The organism is Lactiplantibacillus sp. 7.2.4 (genome assembly GCF_018991185.1).
GTDB classification, from domain to species: domain Bacteria; phylum Bacillota; class Bacilli; order Lactobacillales; family Lactobacillaceae; genus Lactiplantibacillus; species Lactiplantibacillus pentosus.
In genome coordinates, this window is sequence record NZ_JAGYGS010000055.1 from 1 (window position 1) to 22,136 (window position 22,136).

A 22,136-nucleotide genomic window follows, 5' to 3' on the forward strand; every position below is an offset into this window, starting at 1 on the left:
AAGACGTGTAAATGTCCTTCCAAGGCGACAGTGTTTGAAATCAAGACGGCATCGACGTTCTTAATAATTCGCGGTCCAGTCGTATCATCAATTTGCTTGAACTTCAAATGTCGTGGATTGCTGGTAATATCTTTAATCGTTCCGAGGACGCCAAAGTTCGCCGATAATTTAATGAGTCCCGCTTTTTGCAACAACAGCAGTCCCCGTGATGCTTGCGACGGATTATCGGCAATTGCGATCGTTGCGCCATCTGGAATTTCATCGACATTTTGATATTTTTTAGAATAAATTCCCATCGGTTCTAGATAGGTCGTTCCTAACGCTGCCAATTTGGCCTTGGGATTTTGCCGATTGTAGGTTTCATAATACGACCATGACTGAAACGCGTTCACGTCCACATCGCCGTCCGCCGTGGCTTTGTTCAACTGAACACCATCCGTGATCTGTTTAACTTTAATTGTTAGTCCCATTTGCTTAGCTTCGGTACTTTTAGCTATATGTTGCCAGACCTCATAGTCTGAACCCATCGAGCCCACCGTAATCGTGGCACTTTGTTGCGCCCGTGCGGAGTAACTTGTAATTTCGTGTAAGCCGACGCACACGCCGACAATCACTGCAATGCCTAATAACCACCATGCTAATCGTTTCATCGACACTTTCCCCTTTTACTGGTGTGAGACTCGTTTGACGAGCCAGTCGCCGAATAACTGAACGGCAAACACCATCACTAGAATAATAATCATTGCGACCAACGTCACGTCATTTTCAAACCGGGCATATCCAATGCTGATGGCAATATCACCGAGACCGCCGGCACCAATTGCGCCAGCCATCGTGGTCAACCCAATCAAACTAATGACGGTGACGATGGAAACCCGGACTAAATCTGGTAGGCCTTCCTTGAGATACACGCGAAAAATAATCGCGGCCGGGCTCGAGCCCATCGATTGAGCAGCCTCAACGATGCCGCCATCTACGTCTAATAGGGCATTTTGTACCTGCCGAGCATAGAATGGAAAAATGCCAAAAACTAATGGCACCAGTGAAGCCGTTGTCCCCACCGTCGTCCCAACTAAGTAACTGGTCAGTGGCGAAATGACCGCCAGCAAAATAATGAATGGCACCGACCGCAATAAGTTAGTTAGTTTATCTAATAATTCATAAGACGGCCGGTCCGCCAAAATCCCACCGGGTTGGGTAACGACTAATAAGACTCCGAGACCCAGACCAAGTATACCCGCTACGATGGCACTGATTGCGGTCATGTACAGCGTCTCCCAGGTTGCTTGAATAAATTCTGCTTTCATTTGTAACACGTTTGGTATCAAGGCACTCATCAGTCCACCAACTCCTTTACATCTTGTTCATTAATCACATGAGTCTGCACACCCTGGTCAGCGAGTTGCGCAATCGCCTGATTGAATGCGGGCAAATTACCCGTAATAATCGCGATCATATCACCGACATTTTGACCATCGATCTGGTCAATATTGGCAAACAGAATGTTGACATCCACACCGAGCGTTTGTGAAAGATGGGAAACGATGCCTTGCTTGGTCGATTGCCCCACAAATTTAAACGCAATTAATTCTTGATCATCTGCCAGTTCACTCAATTGGATCGTCCGCGTGATGCGTTCGATGGCTGCCCGCACGTTGGTCGATGTTTCCACAAAATCAACCGTCAGTGGCGCTTGGGGTGCCGTAAAGACTTGCGCAACAGGGCCACGTTCAATGATCCGGCCATTTTCCATAACAGCCACGTGATGACAAACACTCTTGATCACTTGCATCTCATGCGTAATCAGCACGATCGTAACACCTAAGTCCCGATTCACTTGTTGCAGTAACGACAGAATCGCCGCGGTCGTTTTGGGATCGAGTGCACTGGTCGCTTCATCTGAAATCAGAATTTGCGGATCAGTCACCAGTGCCCTGGCAATTGCCACCCGTTGCTTCTGCCCACCCGACAATTTATCTGGATAGCTGTCAGCGTAATCTTCCAGGCCAACCAGTTTAAGTAACCGTAGCGCTTTAGCCCGGCGCTCGGACTTACTGATTTTTTGCCCGAGTAACGGATAGACCACATTACCAAGCACCGTCCGCGACTGCATTAAGTTAAAATGTTGGAAAATCATACCGACCCGTTTACGTGCCTGTCGCAAGGCAACTGGCGAAAGCTCTTGCAAAGCCTGACCATTAACGACCACCCGCCCAGTTGTTGGGACCTGTAGTAAATTAATGACCCGGACTAGCGTACTTTTTCCAGCCCCAGAATAGCCGATAATGCCATAGATGTCACCAGCCTCAATTTTCAAATCCACGTCTTGAACGGCCTGAATCGTCTTCTGGCCATCCTTAAACGTTACACCAATCTGCGTTAAATCAATTACTGCTTCTGTCATCTTCTGCATCCTCTCCATTAAAAAACGCCCATTGTCTTTAATCTGATTGCCAGATTAAGGACGAATGGACGTTTTTCCGTGTTACCACCTTACTTCGAATGGCCCTCACAGGCCACCGCACTTCAAGTCACGCCAGTCCTTATGACTGCCGTAACTCTAACCCAATAACGGGCGTACCCGTCAACGCCTTACTCACCAAGTGCTCAGCGCTGAAACTTGCATTATAAGACCATCTTCGACATTGCGGTTTGACTGCCTCACACCACCCGACAGCTCTCTGACCAATCTACACAACGCCTACTCATCTTACACGTATTTATCGATATATTCACTTGCATGTTTACAGTATCGCGCTCTTATGATGAGAAGTCAATAACTAGTTATCATCTGTTTTTAATTATTCTATGATGTTTAGTTTTGATTTACTAAAGTAGTATAACCATCTGGCATCAAAATGATAAAAACGTGCCGATTATTAAGTTCAAAACGGCCAGCTGGGCCCCGCTGGAAACAGTGCGAGTTACCGTAAACATGCTGTGGTGGATGCTTCCTAGTCCGGCTTCCAGGCATTCTGGGCAATGGCCGGAACGTGGTGGACAGATTTAAGCCGACACCCCACGTCTTAAATACTGGTCTTTCACTAACCAAGCACAAAACGCTTGCTAAGTGAAATTTCACCACTTGGCCTTGCCCAGAATACCTTCCAGCCGGGATGGTATTCGAAAGGCAGACATATGCGGACCCAACTTTTTATTAGTTTAGTCGTTGGTTCCTCAGCACACGATAATTTTGATATTGAACTGTCAGATTAGTTTCTAACAATAGCTAGACTTCCATACCCAATTTTTTAAAGCCGATAACAAGCAACTTTACTGAGTTCGTCGGAATCTGCTCTAGTCGTCTGAGATAACAAAATCTTGAATTCTAAGCGAAGGCCATTTTATCGATTAAACTCGAGACCAGTGGCCGTTGAATTTAGTGGCATTGAGAATAGTGAACGATATTCAGGTGATTTTCTCACTACTCAAAGGCCATAAAGCATTAACAGTACCGATCAAGATTTTACCGGAGGGGCCAATCACTAAATGTTCAGAGGTCAATTGTACCCAGATAGGTGGTCGTTCATCTGCCATTCGAGTGGCTTCCCGACTGGAGTGGCCGGCTGACAATGCTCAGTAGCCAAATTATTCTTAGTCGGAAGTGATTTTCTTCCGGCTTAGAATAAGACTCGTATTTGAAATTGCGCAGTGGGTTTCTGCGTGAGTTCAAATCGACGTCGGCTTACGTTCCAGCAATTGTCAGCCGGCCTCGGAAGTCGGAATAAGGAGATCACCGGCAGACGAACAGTAAACCAAACAATGCGCACTTTTTTATCATCATCGATACCAACTGCCAGCCAAAAAAACTCGCGACCAGCCATCCGAAATAGCTAGTCGCGAGTTTGATTTAAATCCAGTTATGACACTTATTCGTTTTTTTGCGACAAACCAACCTTAAGACTGCTCATCACCCAACTTAAAGAGTGGGATTTTAGGTAGCGCGTTCTCACCAGTTTGGCGTTGCGGTTGTGGCGCAGAATTCAGCCGTTGTTCGATGCTGCGTTGACGTTCAGCTTCGACCTGAGCCGCAGTCTTCAAGTTGCGCTTCTGCCAATTCAGCAAGATTCGGTCCATGTAAGTCAGGTTGTACACTTGCCGTAATACGGCTTCACGCAATGCCAACTCGATAACGTCGGGGTCGTAATGGTCTTCATCAAACCACTTACTAATGCTTTCCATTTCGATTGGCGACAAGTCCCGCCCAAACTCAGTCTGAATCGCACGAAATACTTTCTGTCGTTTGTTCTCATTAGCGGCTTGCTTTTCAGCCTGATCCGTGACAGGTTGCTTTTTAAGCGCCACGGCCAACTTGTCGTAGAGACCGTCAAAATTATACCGGTCATGAATTTTTTGATCATCCCCAGTAATCGATTCAATCGTTAGTAACTTTTTAGCCAACATTTCATGCAAGCGCTGAAAAACGGTGTTCGTTGACTCACCTAAACTCTTGGCAATCACCGCTGCATCCGGGAATTGATTGCCTTGATCGATCAACCGTTTGAATTGTAGATAAACCAATAACTCATCATTAGTGACGCCGATCTCACGATAATGCGCCAGTAAGGCATTGGCAATCGTGGTCTGACCATCATTCACTAATGCCGCTGCTAAAGACTCCATTCAATCAACACCCTTTCACCATTAAGAGCGTGAGACCAGGTCCCACGCTCTTAATAAAAATATCAATTTATTTATTTTACGGGTAAATCCGGTTCAATAAACGTGGGAATGGAATCGTCTCCCGTACGTGGTCCTCAGCGGTAATCCACGTTAAGAAGCGTTCCAAACCAAGCCCGAAGCCAGAATGAGGGACGCTCCCATACTTACGCAAGTCCAAGTACCAAGCGTAATCGTCAGGGTTCAAGCCAGCTTTCTTGATTTGGTCCAGCAGGTAGTTATAGTCCGTGGCCCGTTCAGAACCACCGATGATTTCACCATACCCTTCTGGTGCCAATAAGTCCGCACAAATCACAACGTCTTCACGCGTTGGGTGTGGCTTCATGTAGAATGGCTTGATGGCCTTTGGATAGTTTAAAACGAAGACGGGTTGGTCAAAGTGGTCTGCTAAGAAAGTTTCTTCTGGCGAGCCAAAATCAACACCCCAATCAACATCGAAGTCGTTGGCTTTCAATAATTCGATAGCTTCATCGTAACTGATCCGTGGGTAAGGCAATTTCGTGTATTTCTTCAGTGTTTCGACATCGCGACCTAAAATATCTAAGGCGTATTGACAGTGGTCGATGACACCTTGAACTAAGAAAGCAATGTAGCGTTCTTGAACTTCCAAGCTTTGTTCTTGGTGCATGAAGGCCATTTCTGGTTCAATCATCCAGAACTCGATCAAATGACGACGCGTCTTAGACTTTTCAGCCCGGAAAGTTGGGCCAAACGTAAAGACCTTGCCGTAAGCTAATGCGCCAGCTTCAGCGTATAACTGACCACTTTGAGACAAGTAGGCGTCCCGGTCGAAGTATTCCGTATGGAACAGTTCAGTCGTTCCTTCTGGCGCACTCCCGGTCAAAATTGGTGGATCCATCTTGATGAAGCCTTCTTGATTGAAGAATTCATATGTGGCCCGGGTAACTTCATTACGAATGTTCATAATTGCCCATGGCCGTTTTGAACGAAGCCATAAGTGACGATGGTCTAATAAGAAATCAACCCCGTGTTCCTTAGGTGTAATTGGATATTCTTCACTCTCGCCGACCACTTCAATGTCTTCAACTTCGATTTCGTAGCCAAACTTGGAGCGGCTATCTTCATGAATCACACCCGTAATCCACATGCTAGCTTCTTGTTTGACTTCCTTAGCGAGCTCAAAAACAGTTTCGCTCACTTGGCTTTTAACGACGACCCCTTGGAAAAAGGCTGAACCATCGCGTAATTGTAAGAAGGCAATCTTCCCACTTGAACGCTTATTAGTTAGCCAAGCCCCAATCTTAACTTTTTCGTCAACATGGTCCTTAGCGTCGATAATACTGATCTGTTGCACCATTTACTTCCATCCTCCAGTTACTTTGCTTGTTCAGCAATTTTTTCTGTCATAAATTTATCTAAACGTCGATGGGCTTCGCGTAACGAATCCATGTCAGTTGCATAGCTCAATCGTAAGCAACCTGGTAACCCAAACGCTTCCCCAGGAACTAACCCGACGTGTGCTTCAAGCAGTACCGCCGTCACGAACGCGGGCGCGTCGGCATAACCAGTCAAGCGCAAGGTTTCGGTGATGTCTGGGAACAAGTAAAAGGCCCCTGCTGGCTTACCAGCTGGCATCTTGAAGCCTGGCAGACTCTCAATCAGCGGATAAAGTTCATTCAACCGCGCCTCAAACCCTTGACGCATCGTTTCGACTGAAGACTGATCACCACTGAACGCTTCGATGGCCGCATACTGCGAGACGGCCGCCGGATTGCTGGCCGCGTGCCCGAGTACGACACCCATCTTTGCCATGATTTCTTTAGGACCAGCCGCATACCCGATTCGCCAGCCAGTCATTGAGTAGGCCTTGGAAACACCATTGATCAAAACAACGTGATCCATATTGGCCGCATCTAATTCTAACACGGATGTAAATTGATTACCGTTATATAATAGCTTTTCATAAATTTCGTCAGCCACGACCAAAACATCGTGTTCATTGGCCCAGTCCATGATGGCGGTCAGTTCAGCTCGGCTGAAGACTAACCCTGATGGATTTTGCGGTGAATTCAAGACCAATGCTTTGGTCTTCGCTGTCCGATGGGCTTCTAGGTCAGCGGCCGTGAACCGCAGTTGGTCATCGGTCGGTACTTCAACTGGTACCCCACCAGCCAACTTAACTTGTTCCGAATAACTGACCCAGTATGGGACGGGTAATAAAACCTCGTCATCCGGATTCAAGATGACTTGGAACAGGGTGAACAACGCCATTTTGGCGCCATCCGTCACGACAATTTGACTGGGATCAAAATGATAATGATGATCCGCTTCAATTCGTTGACTAATTGCCGCCTTCAGCGCGGGTAAGCCCGTCGCTGGCGTATAAAAACTAGCTTGACCATTTTGAATACTGTCAATGGCAGCCTGCTTGATATTATCAGGGGTTTGGTAATCGGGTTCGCCGATACCCAAATTGATAACGTCGATGCCATCCGCCACCATTTGCTTGGCAGTTGCACTGATTTTTAGTGTTGCTGACGGTTGAATCTGCATTACTTTACGCGATAATTCCATGTACATCCGCACTCCTTTAACCGTTAAATATTAATAATCGATTTCAGTTGGTTCCCATTCGAATACTGCAAGATTTCATAACACAAATTCTTTTTCTGATTCAAGTAGGTAATTTCCCAGACGGTGGTGCCATCATATTCACCAAGGGTCGCCTTAATGACCTTGCTAGGGTTGCGTTTTGACCAAACTTTTTTAAGCGCCTTCGTCCGTGAAATCCCAGCGGACTGTTTGACAACGGTCGTTTTATGATGCTTATTCGTGTTGATCAGCGCGTAGACTGGAACGTTCTTGCTGTTAGTCCCAGTTACAACGTAATAACTACTCGTCCCATTGTACTGTGAAAATGCCGTGGTCGTCTTTAGCTTACCTTTGCTGACCGCAAGACTATAAGCGGTCTTTTGGGCTTGATGCATTGGTCGCTGTGCCGCCCATAACGTCCCATATACGGCTACGATGATTGCCAAGATGACAACCAAGATAATCATAATGAGCCGTTCAGGGCGCCTTCTACGTTGAACTCGCATATGCTCTTCCTTTCAAAAAACAGATAAATTAATTATAGCAAATTTATCTGTTTGCGGAATGGTTTCTTACTTAGTTTTGAAAAAACTTTGAAGTTCGGCGGTAATTTCCGGAATCGTCCCAGCTGTCGGCGGTAAGGTCTTCGGCAACGCCTTAATAATCGTTTGCCCATAACGCTTAGTCATTAGCCGGTCATCTAAAATCACGGCGGCCCCGCGGTCATGGTCTGTTCGAATCAAACGACCGATGCCCTGACGTAATTTCAAGGCCGCTTTCGGCAAGGCCTCATTATAAAACGGATTGAGCTGGGCTTGCCGCAATTGCTGATAACGCGCTTTGGTCGTCGTTTGGTCGGGCGACTCAAACGGTAATTGCGTCACGATCAACAGTTCCAACTGTTCTTGCGGCAAATCGATGCCCTCCCAGAAACTGCCGGCGCCTAACAGAATCGCGTTGTCGCCTTGTGTGAACCGGCGCAGGAGTTTTTCACGGCTCCCATTGACACCCTGTGCCAAGATTTCCCGGTCACCAGGCAAATTGGTCTGGTGCAAACTATAGAAGACCGCTTCAATCATGCTGAGTGAATTGAACAGGATCAGCGTTTGTTTCGGTGTAGCCGTCACAATGTCATGAATCGCGCGTGTCAAATAGGCCACGCGTTGTTTACCACTCGGCTGTTCATTCGCCTGCGCATCAGTTGCCACTAGCAAACGAGCCTGATGGGCTAAGTCAAATGGTGTCGACAACTTGTGATGCTTGGCAGTCTCTTGGTCCAAATCCAACTGAGAATAAACGTACTGAGACTTACCGGTCGCAAACAACGTCGCCCCAGTCAACAGTGGTGCGCTGAAATAGGGATAGAGTTGCGTCTTAAAGTAGCCCTGCGTATCGATTAGACTTCCTGCCAGCGTTAAACTTCCCCGGTCGTGCCACTGATTCAAACTCACCCAAAAGACCCGTTGTTCGCGGGAGGCCGGCACTAACCAGGTTCGTAGCAAGTCATAGCCTTGGCGCAAATGTTGGAGGCGATTATCAAAATCGTCTAACACGTGTTGCTCGCTCGGTAAGACTTGCGACTGGTCATGTTGATACTGTTCATTCAATTGTTGAAATTGCAAGAAACAGTTTTCAATCGCCGTTTGTAATTGTTTGATCAGTGGATTATGGGCCGCAAAGAATTCGGTCAGCTCATCAGTCGTGATGCCGAGTTCCACGGGTTGATTGCCACCCTTTTGTGCTGGTACGAAGGCGCGTGCCAATGCCGCCTGCAGTTGTTGCAAATGCAGATCCGTATCATTGAGCGAATTGTCTAATAGTTTGAGTCGATAATCGGCTTGCGGCTGTTCGGCAAACAATGCCCGTAAGTTCAGCCGATGCTCACTATCGATGCGACTGATCAAACTATGACAGGTCGCCATGTAGCCATTGAAGTCGAATTTTTGACGTGAATCACGGACGACGCCATCTGCTAAATGCTGGGCCTCATCTAAGACCAGCAATGGCCGTTCTTGGCGACTACCGAGTTGTGCCACGTGGTGCATCAAGTAAGCATGGTTCGTGATAATGAACGTTGCTTGAGCCGTCAATTGGTCACGGAATCGTAAAAAGTCTTCCTTAAAGAACGGGTCATCCGCCTTAAGTGACGCTACCCCGTGATGGGCGATTTCACTGAAATATGGCGCCTGATAGGTACTCAAGTGCAATTCGTCGAGGTCCCCGGTCGTCGTCATCGTCAACCACACGAGCACCCGTAATTTCAACAATTGCGTCTGTTTGGAATGTTCGTGTAACGCTAATCCGCGGGCGAACCGATTCAGGTCCACATAATGTTGGTTTCCCTTGATGACGACTGCCGTCACTGGCTCAGGCAAGAGCTGATTTAACAGCCCCACGCCTTGATCACGCAATTGCGTCTGCAACACCGTCGTCGCCGTGCTAATCACGACTTGCTGGCCATCCTGTGCCAAATAGGCTAATGGTAACAAGTAGCCTAAGGTTTTACCGGTCCCAGTCGGTGCTTCGATTAACAATGGCGGTTGTTCGGCCGGCTGCTTGGCATAGTGACGATAGATTTGGTTCATCATCCGTGCCTGTTGTGGTCGATAAGTTAAACGGTCACCAAATAAGTGTTGCTTCTGCGCTTTGGTCAACGGATAACGGGCGGCCTTGCGTCCAACGGGCTGCTGTGGCAGCCGTTGTTTTCGTAAGGCTAGCCCATTTTTGATAACTAAGCCGCTCGGCAGTTGATGCGGATGCTGCTTGCCTTGTTGGAAAGCGTAGGCGAATAAGTCGGCAGTCTCGCGCGGTAGTTCCGGTGTGAGCTGCACCATCTGCTGCAACGTAATCAGTGGTAACTGTGCCAAGCGCTGCTGCAATTTGATAAACAAGTGTGCCGTTGCAATCGCATCACTATCCGCAGCGTGCGGATGTTCGTGGTCGATCTTTAGTTGGTGACTCAAATCGCGCAGACGAAAACTCGGCGCGGTCGGTAATAAGATTTGACTGAGCGAAACGGTATCCACCGCCTGAATAGGTAGTTCCGGATAGCCGACTCGCTGCAGTTCTCCATTAATGAACGGCAAATCAAAATTAACGTTGTGAGCAACAAAAACGGTTCCTTGCAACAAGCTATAAATCGTCCCCGCCAAGTCATCAAACGGCGGTGCTTTGCGGACCCGTGCATTACTGATACCCGTCAAGTTCTCAATCACGGCGGGTACCGTTCTTAACGGGTTAACGTCCGCGGCAAAGGTATTAATTATTTTATTATTTTTAACAAACGCACAACCGATCTGAATGATGCGGTCGCCGTCCTTCACACTAGTCCCGGTCGTCTCAATATCAACGACCGCATAAGTTGTGTTTGGTTTCATGGTCATTTCCCCAGATTATTGATTGTAAAGCTATCGTGTTGCATGCTATATCCGCGGCGCACTAGCAATTTGATTAGCGCACCACCCGGATTATTGACAGCCTTATCGCATACCATTCTAAATTATAGCATATTCATGCACTGAGCCTGACCCGGACCCCTCATCTAGGCGAAATCAGCAGGGCTAATCTCAACTGACGGATAATGACTGAGCTGATCTAAGTCCGTATCCAGTGGGCAATGATACAATTCATAGAAGGTTTGGGGATGAGCTTGTCGCAATGTTGCTAGTTTTGACTGTGCCCGCTTTAGATCTGTTGAAACGTAGACCGCGGCAACGACCCCGACTTGCTTCGGCGTTTCTTCGACATAACCGGTCATAATCAGATAAACTTCTGTCTCTGGCATGGAATCACCCTCATTTCTAATTATTTTCTAATTCTACCATATTCACGCCTAGTCGCCACTAGTTGCCATCCTTTAATGGCACAAACAATCGACAGGTATTGCATGCCACTTGAATTTGTTAGTTTCCAAACCAGTCCAACTTAATTTCAGCTTAAAATCCAGCCGCTAACCGTAGTTGCCGTGGCAAAATCCACGCGAATAAGGTATTATGAAGCTATTATCAATCTACTTACAGAAAGGCAGCGACACGATTGAAAAATCTAGCTACCGGTACTAGTCATGCCAAAATTATTTTAATTGGGGAGCACGGCGTCGTCTATGGACAACCCGCGATTGCCTTACCAATTTCGACGATTCAAATGCAGGCGACGATTCATCGCCGCGATGCCGCTCAGACCGTTAAAAGTCGGTACTTCAACGGCGACTTCAACATGATGTCCGCCAATTTAGGGGGTATTCAGACCCTCATCAAAACTTTGCTGGAACGCTTCGACGCGCCAGATCAAGGCTTTGATATTCATATTACAAGCGATATTCCTTCCGAACGTGGAATGGGCTCTTCAGCCGCCGCGGCAGTTGCCGTCACCCGCGCGTTCTATGACTTTTTCGAACGCCCACTCTCACACCAAACGTTATTAGCAACGGCCAACATTGCCGAGAGCTATACCCACGGACAACCGAGTGGGCTCGACGTGGCGACGGCCAGCGCGAAATCACCGGTCTGGTTCGTCAAGGGACGAGAAAATTTTCCAATTCCGGTCAAACTGCCTGGATATTTAGTCATTGCAGATACTGGTATTAAGAGTCAGACCAAAATTGCCGTTGCGACCGTCCGTAACTTACTGATGATTGAGGGCGCCACGATTCAAAAAAGGATCGACCACTTAGGTGACATGACTCGCCAAGCACGAACCGCGTTAGCAGATGGTAACATGGGCGCATTGGCAACAGCACTCAATGGCGCACAAGATGATTTACGGGCACTAGGTGTCAGTCATCCCGCGCTTGAACAGTTGCTCGCGGTTGCCCGCCAGCACGGTGCCTTAGCTGCAAAACTCACTGGTAGTGGCCAAGGTGGCTGTCTGATTGCGCTCGCCCCTGAGGCTAGTATCGCCAACCAACTCGCACAAGAATTAAGCGCTGCGGGGGCCACGGCAACCTGGGTCGAACCACTTTTGACTGATGATTAATTAACTTTTGGAGGAAAATTCATGGCAAAAACTGTAACCGCAAAGGCCCACACGAACATTGCACTGGTCAAATACTGGGGCAAAAAGGATGCCGACTTGATGCTACCCCAAAACGGCAGTATCTCGCTCACATTAGACCATTTCTATACGCAAACTAGCGTAACCTTTGCCACACAACTGACTGCCGACGAAATTGAGTTCAATGGTCAGCGCCTGACCGCCCAAAAAGCGGCCCGCATCAGTCAGTTTTTGGACCTGGTTCGCCAACAAAGCGGTCAGACAGCCTACGCCAAGGTCGTCACTGAAAATCACGTGCCGACCTCAGCGGGACTAGCTTCCTCTGCTTCTGGCTTTGCCGCCTTAGCGGGTGCGGCCAGTCGTGCAGCCGGTTTGCAACTCGACTTGACCGACTTATCACGACTCGCACGTCGGGGGTCTGGTTCAGCGACCCGCTCGATTTTTGGTGGCTTCGTCGAATGGCGCGCCGGACATGATGATGCTAGTTCTTACGCGGAAGTCTTACAGGACCCGGTGGATTGGGACATTCAGATGATTGCCGTCGTACTCAAGGCCACGCAAAAACCAATCAGTTCGACTGCCGGCATGGCACGAGTCGTTCAGACCTCCCCTTACTATCCAGCTTGGGTCCAGACCGCCGAAGCCGATTTGAAACGGATGCGACAAGCAATCGCGGCCCGTGATTTACAAGAGGTCGGACAAATCGCAGAGACCAATGCGATGCGGATGCACGCGCTTAATTTGAGTGCCGAACCCGCGTTTAACTATTTTACCGCTGAGACGTTAACCGCAATTCAGGCGGTCACCGACTTGCGTTCACAAGGGGTAAACTGTTATTATACTTTGGACGCTGGCCCGAACGTTAAAATCATTTGTGCGGGTCAGGATACTGACGTGATTAAGACAGCGTTACAACAATATTTCGAACCTGAACAACTGATTGTTGCCAAACCCGGTCCTGGAATCACGATAACAGAAAATCAATGCAGTTTAATTTAAATGGTCATGACTGGCCATGAAAGGACATGATGGCATGATAACGGTGAAAGCTCCTGGAAAACTCTACATTGCCGGCGAATATGCAGTGGTGGAAAGCAGTTATCCAGCAATTATCGTTGCGCTCGACCAGTTCGTGACCGCAACGATTTCACCTAGCGAAACGATTGGGAGTATCGTTTCAGAACAATACCAAGAAAACTCAATCGTTTGGCGACGTCAGGGCGATGCGATGGTCTTCGATAATCGCGATAACCCCTTCCATTATATTTTGGCAGCAATCAGTTACACTGAAAGCTATGCCCACGAACTAGGCCGTGACCTCGGGGTATACCACCTCGGGATCAACAGTGAACTTGATAGCGCTGACGGCAAAAAATACGGTCTTGGTTCTTCGGCTGCGGTCACCGTGGCCACCGTCAAGGCGTTATGCGAGTTTTACCACTTACCAATGGATAAGCCGAAGCTCTTCAAACTAGCGGCGATTGCCCACCTCTCTGTTCAGGGAAATGGTTCACTGGGCGATATTGCGGCGAGTGTTTACGGCGGTTGGATCGCCTACCACTCGTTTGATCGTGATTGGTTGCAGCTACAACAAGCCCAATCCAGTCTCAGCGAACTATTGGCAATGACTTGGCCAGATTTGAGCATTGAACTCTTAACACCACCTGCCGACTTGCGTTTGATGATTGGCTGGACCGGCTCGCCGGCTTCAACCTCGCGCTTAGTCGATAAAGTCGCATTGGTCAAGGCCAAACAGCGCAGTGAATACCAAACCTTCTTACAAGCCAGTAAAGCCTGTCTGAAACGCATGATCACTGGTTTTCACCACGGTGACCTGGATGCAATTCAAACGGAATTGCGGCTCAACCGACAGTTGCTACAAAAGCTCGGTACGTTTAGTCACGTGACGATTGAAACGCCACTATTACAACGCATGATTCAATTGGCTGAAAACGCCGGCGCAGCGGCTAAAACTTCTGGTGCTGGCGGTGGGGATTGCGGCATCGTCTTGATCAATCAAGCGATCGACCCCCAACCGCTCTTAGCGGCTTGGGCCGCTGAAGGTATCGAACAACTCAATTTAAACGTTCACACGGTGCAAGATACCGTCTTACCAAATTCTTAAGCCTGTTACTGACGAGCCTGGCACACCCTGCCAGACTCGTTTTCAGATTAACCTGATATTGGAGGTGGCCTGATGCCACAAAGTCAACAATCTCATCGTAAAGACGAACACGTTTCCCTGGCCGAGAAGTACTATCATGGGGATCAACCAAATAGCTTCGACCAAGTCCGGATTCGCCACGATGCCCTACCTGAAACCGCAGTCGCCGACGTCAATTTAAGTACGACCATTGGACAGTGGCACTGGGACAGTCCGCTCTATATCGAAGCCATGACTGGCGGCTCCCCGCACACTGGCGAACTAAATGCACGGCTCGGAAAAATTGCGGCGGCTTGCGGCTTACCGATTGCGACCGGCTCGCAAAGTGTCGCCATCAAAGATCCCCAATTAGCCGGCACCTTTAGCAGTATGCGGACTAACAATCCTGATGGTTTGATTTTTGGTAACCTCGGCGCAGGTCATCCGCTGGCAGCTGCTCAGACGGCAATCAAAATGTTACAAGCTGATGCGCTCGAATTGCATCTAAACGTCGTCCAAGAAATCGTCATGCCCGAGGGAGACCGCGACTTTCATTGGCTGGCCAATATTCAAACGCTGGTCCAAGCTTTACCCGTACCAGTGATCGTCAAGGAAGTCGGCTTTGGCATTTCTAAGCCAACCATGCAACAACTTTACCAGGCCGGTGTCCGCTACATCGATCTCGGTGGTCATGGCGGGACCAACTTCGTAGATATCGAAAATCGGCGTCGACCGCAGCGTGACATGGCCTATCTCCATGACTTTGGATTGACCACCGTCGAATCCTTGCTGAGTGTTCAAGGCCATCCACAAGACTTGACGATTTTTGCAGCTGGTGGCATTCGCCAGCCACTTGATGTCTTGAAGGCCCTGTTGCTGGGAGCGGATGCTGTCGGAATGGCTGGGACCGTACTCCACGCGTTGCTCCACCATACTGACGAGGAAGTGATTGCGATGCTAACTGACTGGCAAAGCCAATTAAAACGGCTCTTAGCATTGGTCGGTGCAACCTCGATTGCTGATTTACATCAGATGGGTGATAAAATCCTACTATCACCGGAACTTGTTAATTACAAACAAACACTTTAAAAGCGAAAAAGTCACGACTGACAAGTCACGTATTAAGTTACGTTAGAACTTGTTAGTCGTGATTTTTGTATGTAACAACAATAATAGACTGCCGATGTATTTGCTAGTTATTATTTAGCATGAATCATGATTAAGACATGCTAATTGTGTGGCTTACTGTTCGTCAGCTGAGAGCGTCTTAGTCCGACCTCCGGGGCTGGCTGACAACGCTGGAACAGGGCGGACATCGATTTGAACTCACGCAGAAACCCACTGCGCAATTTCAAATACGAGTCTTCTTCTAGCCCGGGAAGCCCACCCGGACAAGAAGAACTTCGCCCTTGAGCATTGTCCGCCAGCCCCTACAGTCGGGAAGCCGCTCGAATGGCGGATGAACAGCCACCTATCTGGGTACAATTGACCACTGAATATTAGGGCCTTGTTCTTCAAGCAAGCTTTGAATTGGTATCGCTGATGCTTTATGACATTTGAGTACTGAGAAGATTACTGAATATAATTCACTAATTTCAACGGACACTAGTCTTGCATTTAGTCGATAAAATTACCTTCGTTTATAATTTGAGACCTTGCTATCTCAAGCGACTAGAGAAAGTTCTGACAAACTCAGTGAAACTGCTGATTCGAAAAGTTAAAACATGGGTTAGGAAGCTTAGCTAGCATTAGAAACTAGTCTGACAGTGAATGTCAAAATGACCTTGGATTGTGAATCAACGACTAATCTAAGAAAAAGTTGAGTTCGCAAATGTCTGCCTTTCGAATACAATCCCGGCTGGAAGGTATTCTGGGCAAGGCCCAGTGGTGAAATTTCACTTAGCAAGCGTCCTTTGCTTGGTTAGTGAAAGACCAGTATTTAAGACGTGATTTGTCGGCTTAAATCTGTGTCCACCACGTTCCGGCCATTGCACAGAATGCCTGGAAGTCGGTGTAGGAAGCCACCGTAAAGCAGATTTACGCTAACTCGCCTTATTTCCAGCGATTCTCAGCTGGCCGCATTTGAACTTAATAATTGGCACGATTAAATCATGACGAATTAACTAGCACCATGCGTAACCCATATGATCCATTGCGCACACCACACATCAACACTAGTTAACCCCCCGTTCTCACCGACTCAATCTAACCGTCGCTGACTGGTTTCAACACCTAGTCCCCAGACGACGAGTCCAGCCAACAATGCGATGCCGCTGATGATCCAGAAAATCACGTTGACGCTGGTCACTTGTAGTAGCCAAGCAACGACGATTGGCATTGCAACCGTGAATAATTTTGCAGTTCCATTGGCAATTCCGGATCCACGAAAGCGGAATTTAGTTGGGAATAACTCTGAGACGTATACCGCGACGACACTCGCCATTAGGATATAGAAGCAAACGGTCAGTGCAAAGCCCACCATGACAACGCCACGGATCGCAGTTTGTTGTCCATATCCCATGCCAAGTACCGCTGTCAGTAGAAAGGCTGGCACGATGGTCCATTTGCGGCCGATACGATCGACCAAGTAAGCACCGACTGCGCAGCCGATTGGGGCGCCTAACATCATGACGGTTGACACCCCTAGGGAGCCCGTCACGTTGATGCCGCGTTTGACCAATAACGTTGGTACCCAGGAAGTAAATGTATACTGACAAATAATCGTGGCTGAAACGGCAACGATGGCGACGAATAAACTGACGCCTAGGTGCCGGCTAACTGGTGCATTGGGCCGGACTGATGTGGTTTGTGCCTCATCCGCGTCTGCACGCCTCGTTGAGACTTCCAAACGTTTGATCACTGCAGCTGCAGCGACGGGTTGGCCGTGGCTCAACAACCACCGGGGTGATTCTGGAATGTCGCGGCGTAAAACCCACAAGATTGCGGCAATGATGCCAATCGCGGCAAACATCACCCGCCAACCAAAGCGCGGAATGATCATCGTGCAAGCAAGCATCGTCACTGGGGCGCCCGTATTGGCAATCACCGACACGCTGGCACACCACCGTCCGCGCCGATGCACGGGTGCGAACTCGTTGATCATCGCATACCCGGTCACGATTTCTGAGCCTAAGCCAATACTAGCAATCAAGCGACAGCCAATCAAAACCGCCATGTTGGGTGCAAAGGCCGCTAAAAAGGTAAAGCCGCCGAATAGTAACAAATTAACTTGATATGCGACCCGGCGTCCCTTCAAATCACCGATAAAGCCAGCGGTCAATGAACCAATGAAGAGGCCCAAAAAGCCGCTCGATAGGAAGTACGAGTTGGTGGCAATCGTTGACCAGCCACTCTTCAATAACGTGCTCGCGACGGCACTTGCCATATACACATCCGCAGCATCCAAGAACATGCCACCTGCAACTAACGCAAAAATCTTATAAAACAGCGGTGACTCATGGGTCCGGTCGATTCGCTGTCGCAACTGTGTCTCTGTCTGAATTTCCATGCGCATGAACCACCCTTTCAATCATAAGTTGGAATCTTCGCTTCATAGGCCTCAATCTGGTCTTCATATCCCATCGTAATCGCAATATCGTCCAAGCCATTAATAAATTTGTGTTTCCATAACGGGTCAATTTCAAAATGAAACTGTTGATCTTGGTAGCAAACGACCTGGTTGGGTAAATCGACCGTCACTTCCGCATTCGGCGCAATTTGTGCTAATTGGATTCGGTCGACTTCCGGCAAAGTAATCGCCAGTACACCATTTTTGGTGCTGTTCATGTAGAAAATATCACTGTAACTGCCAGCAATGATTACTTGAAAGCCGAAGTCCTTCAGGGCCCACACCGCGTGTTCACGTGAGGAGCCGCAGCCAAAGTTCGCACCCGTCACTAGAATATGAGCCCCCTGCCGTTCCGGTCGGTTTAAAATGAACGCCGGGTCTGGATCATTGGGATGACGGTAGCGCCAGTCATAAAATAGATGGTCGCCATAACCGACTTTTAAAATGTTCTTCAAAAATTGTTTTGGAATAATCTGGTCAGTATCAATATTTTCTTTCATCAATGGGATCGTCGTGCTCGTAATCGTGGTAATTGGCGTCATCTTAAAGCGCTTCCTTTCGAATATCAACAAAGTGACCGTTAATCGCGGCATACGCCACCATGGCCGGACTGGCTAAGTGGGTTCGCGAGCCCGCACCCTGGCGACCCTCAAAGTTCCGATTTGAGGTCGACGCACAGTGCAGACCAGCGGGAACCTGGTCCGGATTCATCCCTAAGCAGGCTGAACATCCCGGTTCACGCCACTCACAACCAGCGTCCTTAAAAATCTTGTCTAAGCCAAGACGTTCAGCAGCTTCTTTGACTGCCCGAGACCCAGGAACGACCAGTGCAGTCAAACCAGGTGTAATATGATGCCCGCGTAAGACATTGGCCGCAATCTTTAAGTCTGACAGGCGACCATTGGTGCACGAACCAAAGAAGGCGTACTGAGTCGGAATATCGACGGCGGCTTGACCGGGATGCAAGCCCACGTATTCGTATGCTTTTTGGTCATCCGCGTTCTTAATCGGTGGTAATTGTTGGTTAATCGGAATCGACATGCCGGGGTTCGTTCCCCAGGAGACGAATGGCGCCAAGTCACTGACATCAAAATCAATCACGCGATCAAAGGCGGCTGGGTCGTCCGTGTAATACTGCCGCCAATCGGCAATCGCTTTGGCCATGTTTTTAGGGGCATATTTACGACCGGCGACGTAATCAAAAGTCGTTTGGTCTGGCTTAACTTGACACATTTTTGCGCCACCTTCGATTCCCATATTGCAGAGGGTCATTCGTTCGGGCATGCTCATACGTTCAATCGTGTCACCGTAAAGTTCGACCGCGTAACCCGTCCCGAATGCGACCCCTTCACGAGCGATGATGCCCATGATAATATCCTTCGCATAAACGCCGTGTCCGAGCTGGCCATGAACGTGGATACCCATGGTTTTCGGCTTCGTTTGCCAGATGGTCTGAGTCGCGAGCACGTGTTCAACCTCGCTAGTGCCGATGCCAAACGCGATTGATCCAAAGGCGCCGTGGGTCGCAGTATGTGAGTCACCACATACGATGACCATCCCAGGCTGCGTTAAGCCCAATTGTGGGCCAATCACGTGAATAATACCCTGATCCGCATCGCCCATACCCGCGAGCCGAACATGAAATTCGGCGGCATTGTGGGCCAGCGTTTCAATCTGTTTGCGTGAAATCGCGTCCTTAATATTGAAAATATCTTCGGTTGGCACGTTATGATCCATCGTCGCAAACGTCTTGTCGGTCCGGCGCACGCGGCGATGATTTTCTCGTAAGCCCTCAAAGGCTTGAGGCGACGTCACCTCGTGTAATAAATGCAAATCCACATAAATTAATTGTGGCTCACCAGCTTTACCGCTGATGACGTGACGATTCCAAAGTTTATCAAACATGGTCTGTGGCATAGACTTCCCTACTTTCTTGAATGTGATTAATAATGGCAGCGGTCACTGCGGTCGTCGTGGCTGACCCACCCAAATCAGGGGTGACGATTCCGGCCGCCATCACTGCATCGATGGCTGTCGTGATCTCATTAGCTAAATCAGTCCGTTTAAATGAATGTGCGAGCATCAGGGCAACGGAGCGAATCATCGCAATCGGATTAGCGCGACTTTGCCCGGCAATATCTGGTGCTGAACCGTGAATCGGCTCATATAAGGCCGGCCCCTGACTACCCTGACTAATTGATGGGATCGTTCCTAGCGACCCGGTGATTTCAGCAGCTTCATCACTCAAAATGTCGCCGAAGAGGTTCGCCGTCAAAATCACATCGAATTGTTCCGGATGAGCAATCAGTTGCATGGCCGTCGCGTCAACGTATTTGGTATCATAAGTGACTGCTGGAAATTCGGCGGCAATTGCCGCAACGACTTGCCGCCAGAGTCGACTACTAGCCAATACGTTCGCCTTATCGACTAACGTCACATGTTGGCTGCGGGTGGTCGCAAATTGAAAAGCTAAGCGCGCAATACGGGCAATCTCTTCACGTTGATAACGCATCGTATCAACTGCCATCTCTGAACTGAACGTCCGTGGTTGACCAAAATAAATCCCACTCATCAATTCTCTGAAAATAACGAAATCAACCGGGGCCGCTAACTTCAACGGTGAATAGTGCTGGTTCGCCTCAGTGATCCGTGTTGGCCGAATATTTGCAAATAGGTTTAACGCCTGACGTAAAGCGAGTAGCCCCGCTTCGGGACGTTGCGGGGCCTGGTCCCATTTTGGGCCACCGACCGCCGCTAATAACACAGCATCACTCGCTTGGCAGGTCGCCAAAGTCGTTGCGGGTAACGGCTCGCCGCACTGGTCGATTGCAATCCCACCAAAGGGGACTGCTTGTAGCTGGTATTGGAATTGATCCTGACTGACTGTCTTAAGCACCGCCAAGGCCGCGGTCATAATCTCTGGTCCGACACCGTCACCGGCTAGGACCGCAATCTGAGCAACTGAAGTTGTCGTCATTACGCCACCCCCGTTTCAAAATTGGCCATCATTGCTTTCAAATCGGCATCACAGACAATATCGACTTGCTCAGCGATCCGTTTGAATTGCGCAAACACAGCTGACATTTGTTGTGCGTCGATCTGGTAACCTAATTGCTGTAATTTGTGCATGACCGCGTGGGAGCCAGATAACTTGCCTAGTGGTAACGTTGTCTTCGGCGCCCCGACACTAGCAGGTGTCAAAATCTCATACGTCTGCGGATTTTTCAGCATGCCGTCCTGGTGAATGCCAGATTCATGTGCGAAGGCGTTGGCCCCAATTACAGCTTTATTATGCGGAATCGGCATTTCAGCGGCCTGACTGATTAATTGACTCGTCGCCCAGGTCTCGCTTAATTGAATATGGTCGTCAACCTGATAATAGTCATGGCGCACGTGTAAAGCGGCTGCGACTTCTTCAAGTGCGGCATTACCGGCCCGTTCGCCAATGCCGTTGATGGTGCCCTCGATTCTGGTCGCACCGTGTGCAATCGCGGCTAAACTATTGGCGACGGCTAATCCAAGATCATCATGGCAATGAACTGAAAAAGTGACTTCATTGAAACTCGCGACGTGTTGTTGTAAGAAATCGAACAATTGACCAAACTCAACGGGATTCGTATAACCGACCGTGTCCGGAATATTGATCACTGTGGCGCCCGCATCTATGGCCGTCTGAATCGCCGTCGCTAGGAAATCTGCTTCGGTGCGCGTCGCATCCTCAGGCGAAGATTCCACGACTTCGAAAAATTGACGGGCATAGCGCACCATTTCGTCAATCGTCGCTAGCACTTGGGCCTTGGTCATATGTAATTTAGCCTCACGATGAATCGGACTCGTTGCGATAAACACGTGCACTTGACGATGCCGGGCCGCTTTGGTCGCACTGACACAAGCATCGATGTCGCCCTGCCGTGCGCGTGCTAAACCCGTGACAGTTGTGTGTTTGACTGCCTTCGATACTTCCTGGACGGCTTCAAAATCGGCCGTAGACGCAATCGGAAAACCCGCTTCGATGCAGTCGACACCCCAGCGTTCAAGCTGCTTGGCAATTGCGACCTTCTGGGCGACACTGAAATTGACGCCAATCGTCTGCTCCCCATCTCGGAGCGTCGTATCAAAAAATTGAATCATTTTACTCATATTAATCACCTTTCTATCCGGCTAACTTAGAAGTAACGGAACAAAGAAAAAAGCACCCCA

Annotated in this window: 19 protein-coding genes; 4 read left to right on the plus strand and 15 right to left on the minus strand. The window is 48.8% G+C overall.

The window, feature by feature from the left end; genetic code table 11:
- The 10 genes from KGF70_RS13450 to KGF70_RS13490 all read right to left on the minus strand — a co-directional run.
- On the minus strand, positions 1-650 hold a 650-nt coding region (locus KGF70_RS13450; RefSeq protein WP_216769072.1), incomplete at its 3' end, for a MetQ/NlpA family ABC transporter substrate-binding protein.
- 15 nt (positions 651-665) lie between these two features.
- Positions 666-1,337: a methionine ABC transporter permease gene (locus KGF70_RS13455; RefSeq protein ID WP_082230238.1), complete on the minus strand. Its 672-nt coding sequence runs from the start codon at positions 1,335-1,337 to the stop codon at positions 666-668.
- The gene (locus KGF70_RS13460) at positions 1,337-2,404 is read right to left on the minus strand and encodes a methionine ABC transporter ATP-binding protein (protein WP_216769073.1); all 1,068 of its coding nucleotides are present in this window, start codon (positions 2,402-2,404) and stop codon (positions 1,337-1,339) included. Before KGF70_RS13460 ends, KGF70_RS13455 begins: the two co-directional genes overlap by 1 nt.
- A gap of 1,004 nt (positions 2,405-3,408) precedes the next feature.
- Positions 3,409-3,537, minus strand: a complete 129-nt coding sequence (locus tag KGF70_RS17660; protein WP_260201178.1) for a hypothetical protein — start codon at positions 3,535-3,537, stop codon at positions 3,409-3,411.
- 360 nt (positions 3,538-3,897) lie between these two features.
- On the minus strand, positions 3,898-4,623 hold the full coding sequence (locus tag KGF70_RS13465; RefSeq protein WP_050338681.1) for a DnaD domain-containing protein: 726 nt from the start codon (positions 4,621-4,623) through the stop codon (positions 3,898-3,900).
- Between the two features lie 76 nt (positions 4,624-4,699).
- Positions 4,700-5,995 carry an asparagine--tRNA ligase gene (gene asnS / locus KGF70_RS13470; RefSeq protein WP_165860976.1) on the minus strand — a complete coding sequence of 432 codons (1,296 nt, stop codon included), beginning with the start codon at positions 5,993-5,995 and terminating at the stop codon, positions 4,700-4,702.
- A gap of 20 nt (positions 5,996-6,015) precedes the next feature.
- The gene (locus tag KGF70_RS13475) at positions 6,016-7,215 is read right to left on the minus strand and encodes a pyridoxal phosphate-dependent aminotransferase (protein WP_301554463.1); all 1,200 of its coding nucleotides are present in this window, start codon (positions 7,213-7,215) and stop codon (positions 6,016-6,018) included.
- 23 nt (positions 7,216-7,238) lie between these two features.
- Positions 7,239-7,739 carry a DUF5590 domain-containing protein gene (locus KGF70_RS13480; RefSeq protein WP_021336528.1) on the minus strand — a complete coding sequence of 167 codons (501 nt, stop codon included), beginning with the start codon at positions 7,737-7,739 and terminating at the stop codon, positions 7,239-7,241.
- Positions 7,740-7,805: 66 nt separating this feature from the next.
- The gene (locus KGF70_RS13485; protein ID WP_088769541.1) at positions 7,806-10,610 is read right to left on the minus strand and encodes a helicase C-terminal domain-containing protein; all 2,805 of its coding nucleotides are present in this window, start codon (positions 10,608-10,610) and stop codon (positions 7,806-7,808) included.
- A 164-nt stretch (positions 10,611-10,774) separates the two neighbouring features.
- Positions 10,775-11,017 (minus strand): hypothetical protein, encoded by a 243-nt coding sequence (locus tag KGF70_RS13490; protein ID WP_216769077.1) that lies wholly within the window; start codon positions 11,015-11,017, stop codon positions 10,775-10,777.
- A 251-nt stretch (positions 11,018-11,268) separates the two neighbouring features.
- On the opposite strand from KGF70_RS13490, the gene mvk reads away from it, so the two are divergent.
- The 4 genes from mvk to fni all read left to right on the plus strand — a co-directional run bounded on the left by mvk (position 11,269) and on the right by fni (position 15,457).
- The gene (mvk, locus tag KGF70_RS13495; protein ID WP_105920977.1) at positions 11,269-12,207 is read left to right on the plus strand and encodes a mevalonate kinase; all 939 of its coding nucleotides are present in this window, start codon (positions 11,269-11,271) and stop codon (positions 12,205-12,207) included.
- Positions 12,208-12,228: 21 nt separating this feature from the next.
- The gene (gene mvaD, locus KGF70_RS13500; RefSeq protein WP_216769079.1) at positions 12,229-13,224 is read left to right on the plus strand and encodes a diphosphomevalonate decarboxylase; all 996 of its coding nucleotides are present in this window, start codon (positions 12,229-12,231) and stop codon (positions 13,222-13,224) included.
- Between the two features lie 34 nt (positions 13,225-13,258).
- Positions 13,259-14,350, plus strand: a complete 1,092-nt coding sequence (locus KGF70_RS13505) for a phosphomevalonate kinase (protein WP_216769081.1) — start codon at positions 13,259-13,261, stop codon at positions 14,348-14,350.
- A gap of 72 nt (positions 14,351-14,422) precedes the next feature.
- A complete protein-coding gene (fni, locus tag KGF70_RS13510; protein WP_216769083.1) occupies positions 14,423-15,457 on the plus strand; it encodes a type 2 isopentenyl-diphosphate Delta-isomerase in 1,035 nt (344 codons plus the stop codon).
- 1,111 nt (positions 15,458-16,568) lie between these two features.
- Here fni and KGF70_RS13515 read toward each other — a convergent pair.
- Genes KGF70_RS13515 through KGF70_RS13535 form a run of 5 tightly spaced genes read right to left on the minus strand, consistent with a single transcriptional unit; the run spans position 16,569 to position 22,076 of the window.
- Positions 16,569-17,876: an MFS transporter gene (locus KGF70_RS13515; RefSeq protein ID WP_120768595.1), complete on the minus strand. Its 1,308-nt coding sequence runs from the start codon at positions 17,874-17,876 to the stop codon at positions 16,569-16,571.
- A 17-nt stretch (positions 17,877-17,893) separates the two neighbouring features.
- Positions 17,894-18,478: a 3-isopropylmalate dehydratase small subunit gene (leuD, locus tag KGF70_RS13520; protein ID WP_216769085.1), complete on the minus strand. Its 585-nt coding sequence runs from the start codon at positions 18,476-18,478 to the stop codon at positions 17,894-17,896.
- Between the two features lies 1 nt (position 18,479).
- Entirely contained in the window at positions 18,480-19,853 is a 1,374-nt protein-coding gene (leuC, locus tag KGF70_RS13525; protein ID WP_216769087.1) for a 3-isopropylmalate dehydratase large subunit, read from the minus strand.
- On the minus strand, positions 19,834-20,913 hold the full coding sequence (gene leuB, locus KGF70_RS13530; RefSeq protein WP_216769089.1) for a 3-isopropylmalate dehydrogenase: 1,080 nt from the start codon (positions 20,911-20,913) through the stop codon (positions 19,834-19,836). Before leuB ends, leuC begins: the two co-directional genes overlap by 20 nt.
- A complete protein-coding gene (locus tag KGF70_RS13535) occupies positions 20,913-22,076 on the minus strand; it encodes a 2-isopropylmalate synthase (RefSeq protein WP_216769091.1) in 1,164 nt (387 codons plus the stop codon). Before KGF70_RS13535 ends, leuB begins: the two co-directional genes overlap by 1 nt.
- Positions 22,077-22,136: the final 60 nt, after the last annotated feature.